Origin of the sequence: Desulfurococcus sp. (assembly GCF_049970475.1) — an archaeon.
Classification (GTDB): domain Archaea; phylum Thermoproteota; class Thermoprotei_A; order Sulfolobales; family Desulfurococcaceae; genus Desulfurococcus; species Desulfurococcus amylolyticus.
Window position 1 is genome coordinate 1 of sequence record NZ_JBMFMW010000112.1, and the last position, 3,623, is coordinate 3,623.

General features: G+C 45.5%; 5 protein-coding genes and 1 rRNA gene. 5 read left to right on the forward strand and 1 reads right to left on the reverse strand.

Annotation, left to right across the window (positions count from 1 at the left end; genetic code table 11):
- Positions 1 to 212 (forward strand): hypothetical protein (locus tag ACP5N5_RS06220; protein WP_428134019.1); only part of this gene is annotated, 212 nt, incomplete at its 5' end.
- A gap of 47 nt (positions 213 to 259) precedes the next feature.
- On the opposite strand, the gene ACP5N5_RS06225 is transcribed toward ACP5N5_RS06220, so the two are convergent.
- Entirely contained in the window at positions 260 to 946 is a 687-nt protein-coding gene (locus ACP5N5_RS06225; RefSeq protein ID WP_428134026.1) for a metal-dependent hydrolase, read from the reverse strand.
- 85 nt (positions 947 to 1,031) lie between these two features.
- Between ACP5N5_RS06225 and map the strand changes: the two genes are divergently transcribed.
- The 4 genes from map (at position 1,032) to rrf (ending at position 3,507) form a co-directional block, all read left to right on the forward strand.
- Positions 1,032 to 1,922, forward strand: a complete 891-nt coding sequence (gene map / locus ACP5N5_RS06230) for a type II methionyl aminopeptidase (protein WP_042667864.1) — start codon at positions 1,032 to 1,034, stop codon at positions 1,920 to 1,922.
- A gap of 57 nt (positions 1,923 to 1,979) precedes the next feature.
- Positions 1,980 to 3,074, forward strand: coding sequence for a DUF1512 domain-containing protein (locus tag ACP5N5_RS06235; protein WP_276814216.1), 1,095 nt, complete (start codon positions 1,980 to 1,982; stop codon positions 3,072 to 3,074).
- Positions 3,075 to 3,079: 5 nt separating this feature from the next.
- Entirely contained in the window at positions 3,080 to 3,364 is a 285-nt protein-coding gene (locus ACP5N5_RS06240) for a hypothetical protein (protein ID WP_428134043.1), read from the forward strand.
- A gap of 24 nt (positions 3,365 to 3,388) precedes the next feature.
- A 5S ribosomal RNA gene (gene rrf / locus ACP5N5_RS06245) occupies positions 3,389 to 3,507 on the forward strand.
- Positions 3,508 to 3,623 lie beyond the last annotated feature (116 nt).

Genomic DNA, 3,623 nt, shown 5'->3' on the forward strand with positions numbered 1-3,623 from the left:
GCCCTGAGAGGGTGGCTTACTGTTCCCTGCATCTATTCAGGGTTTACGTTATCTGGGGGGAGTCGGGGGTGAACAGAGCCCGCCTATCTGAGGGCTTGATTGTAACACTCCACCATCCAGCTATAGTGCAAGCACTAAAACCTAATAAACACTCCATTCCCGCCATAAAGGACAAGGACGAGGCTTTCAGTTGTAAAAACATGTGGTTTTAAACATGTTATTAATCAGAGGATGGATTGTGCCTTTGCTGTGATTGTTTTCACGGATATGCCAGCGTCTCTCCCGGCTTTAACACCACTACCCTTGTGCTTGTTCTGGATTCAACCATGTTCTTGAATTCGATTGGGTTGGCTTGTATTAGTGGGAACGTATTGTAGTGCATTGGTATAGCTATCCTTGGCTTTATTAGTTCAACAGCTTTGACTGCTTCACGAACACCCATTGTAAAATGTCCTCCTATTGGTAGCATGGCTACATCGGGTTTATACAGCTCTCCTATAAGGGTCATTTCACTGAATAACCCGGTATCCCCTGCATGGTATAATGTTATATCCTTTCCTCGTATAACAACCCCTACCGGTGCCCCCTTGTTACTACTGTGTGTAGCCGGTGTTAGAATTACCTCGAGATCCGGGATCCTCAATGAACCACCGATATTTCCCCCTATGGACTTTACTCCTTTCTCCTCGCTGTACAATGCTATCTCATATATGCCAACTATGGTTGCACTGGTTTCCATGGCTAACTCTATGGCGTTCCCGAGGTGGTCTCCATGATCATGTGTGATTATAATGTAATCGAGCCTTCTACCCTTGTAGTCGGCCAGTTTAACCGGACTTAACGGGTTTTCGACCCATGGATCTATGACTATGTTTTTCACAGCTCCATCAAGGCCTGTAAGAGCTATCTCGAAGAAGCTGTGTCCAAGATACTTGATTACAGCCATTGGATTCACCCAGTGTTCATAATATAATTAAGTAAAACTATATATCTCTTGATCAAGATAGCTCCATACATCCATGGTGAGTGGTATGCTTACTGATGAAGCAGTGGAAATGCTGAGACGGGCGGGCTGGATAGCCAGGACTGTGAGGGAGGAAGCCGTTAAACTAGTTAAACCCGGTATGAGTTTCCTAGAAATAGCTGAACATGTTGAGAACAGGATAAGGGAGCTCGGTGGAGAGCCAGCATTTCCCGTGAACATCGGTGTGAACCAGGTTGCAGCACACTATACCCCTGTACCTGGTGACACCGGTAGAATACCGGACGGCTCAGTTGTGAAGATAGATATAGGGGTTCATGTGAAGGGATATATAGCTGACACAGCTGCCACGGTCTCATTCAACCCTGCTTACGAGGGCCTCGTAGAGGCTTCACGGCTTGCATTGGAGAGGGTTGTTGAAGCTGTAAGACCAGGGATCAAGGCTAATGAGATAGGGAGGATAATCATGGAGACTATTAAATCGATGGGTTTCAACCCTGTGAGAAACCTCAGTGGTCACAGTATAGATCAGTATATGATTCATTCCGGGCTCAGCATACCCAACTACGATGACTTCTTCTCGGGATGGAGGCTTGGACCCGGGGTCTATGCTGTGGAGCCATTTGCCTCTACGGGAGTCGGCCTCGTGGAAGAGGGGAAGCAGGTTACAATATATTCTCTTAAGAAGAGGAAGAGTAGACTACCTCAAAGCGTTATGGAGGTTTATGAGAAGATAATGGATGAGAGGAAGACCCTTCCATTCGCTGAGAGATGGTTACTCAAATATAGCGGGAATACTGGGTCAATAATATACTATATGAGTAAAGCCGGGTTGCTGCATGAATACCCTGTTCTACTCGAGAAATCCAATGGCATTGTTTCACAGTTCGAGCACACATTTATAATACTTCATAGGGAAGTTATTGTTACGACTATTTAAATCTCTCTTCTAATAAATATCATGGCTAATGAGAAGAATATAGTAGCGGTGAATTAGATGGATGGCGATACTGCTTCACTAATAATACAGGTTATCTGGCTTATAATGTTCTTTCTAATTATAACCGGGTTGAACCAGAAGATACAGATGAAGATTTGGGTCACAGATATAAGAATGAAGCTGGATTTGATCAAGGGCATACTGGAGGAGGATAAGCAGAAGACTAAAGTTATGCTTAGAAACCTCGGTATTCAATCACCGGAGCCGCTTATCGATAGGGTCATCGAGTTCTTCACTATAGAACCCGTCGAGATAGAGCCTGTTGACATTATAAAGAGGATGGATCACCTGATTCGTATAACAGATACAACTGTGAGAAGGTTAATTGAGGCTGAAATACCCCATGCGGGTAAGTATGAGAGAAGCCTTGTAGAGACAACTCTCTCAATCGTGGGGGCGCTACACGTAATATATAAGGTGGTTAGACACTACCTGCTAACCGGTGAGAAGGAGAATAATTGGATACTGATAATGCAGCTACAGCTCCAGATGCCGCAGATACTGAAATACGTGAACACGTATCATGAAGCGTTCGACGCCTTTGCAACGGGTAAGCCTATAGGCGATGGAATCGGCCCCCTGGTAGCTTATAGGCTGATAGAATCCGGGAGGAAGATATCATCAAGGATTCTAGATGATACCTCGATAACCGAGGTCTGGTATAAAGATAGAAGGATCTATGTTGTGAAAGCTGAGGGGCCTGGAAGCAATGTGGGTCACCCGGGCGCGGTGATAAATAGATTGGTAGACGAGCTCAAGGGCAGTGTTGACTTAATGATCACGGTGGATGCTGCATTAAAGCTCGAGGGCGAGAAATCAGGCTCGATAGCTGAGGGAGTTGGGGCAGCAATAGGCGATCCCGGTCCTGAGAAAATAGCTATTGAGAGGGCGGCATCTAAATATGGAATTCCATTAAGGGCGCTTGTCATCAAGATGGATCTTCGCGAGGCGATAACGGTTATGCGTAAGGAGATATTTGAGGCAGCTGACTCAACCCTAAAGTACCTTGAAAGAATTATAGAGGAACATACAAAACCGAATTCAACGATAATAGTTGCCGGGATAGGGAATACCATGGGGATACCCGGGTGAATGGTATGAGTATAGACCTGAACACCTTATCTAATATAATACTGGTAATACTGATGGTGATACTTATAGTCTACCTCTATTTGGAGTCTCGCCCAAAGAAACCCCCGAGGGAAGAATATGTTACAAGGGTACTTATACAATGTAGTAGCTGTGGATACAGGCTTGAAAAAGACTTTGAGGCAGGGGATTTCATAGGGCTTGATAAAGGGAAGTGCCCGAAATGCGGGGGCGTAGTTAAAATAAGGGGTATCTACGCTGTTGAAAAAAGTAAGATTTTAAAACCCCAGTAATGAATATAATGGAACTACGGTGCCCGACCCGGCCATAGTGGCCGGGCAACACCCGGTCTCATATCGAACCCGGAAGTTAAGCCGGCCACGTCAGAGCGGCAGTGAGGTCCGAGAGGCCTCGCAGCCGCTCTGAGCTGGGATCGGGCACCGCTTCCTATATTCATATATCCTTAACGAGCCAGCATATTTAAGAAACCCCAGTATATAAAGAGTCTCGTGGGATGCTGGGGGTTATGATGAGTGTTTCAGATTTTATACG

Excerpts from the sequence above, each read along its gene's own strand:
- ACP5N5_RS06225 (WP_428134026.1), bottom strand. The coding sequence starts at position 946 with ATGGCTGTAATCAAGTATCTTGGACACAGCTTCTTCGAGATAGCTCTT.
- map (WP_042667864.1), top strand. The coding sequence starts at position 1,032 with ATGCTTACTGATGAAGCAGTGGAAATGCTGAGACGGGCGGGCTGGATA.
- ACP5N5_RS06235 (WP_276814216.1), top strand. The coding sequence starts at position 1,980 with ATGGATGGCGATACTGCTTCACTAATAATACAGGTTATCTGGCTTATA.
- ACP5N5_RS06240 (WP_428134043.1), top strand. The coding sequence starts at position 3,080 with ATGAGTATAGACCTGAACACCTTATCTAATATAATACTGGTAATACTG.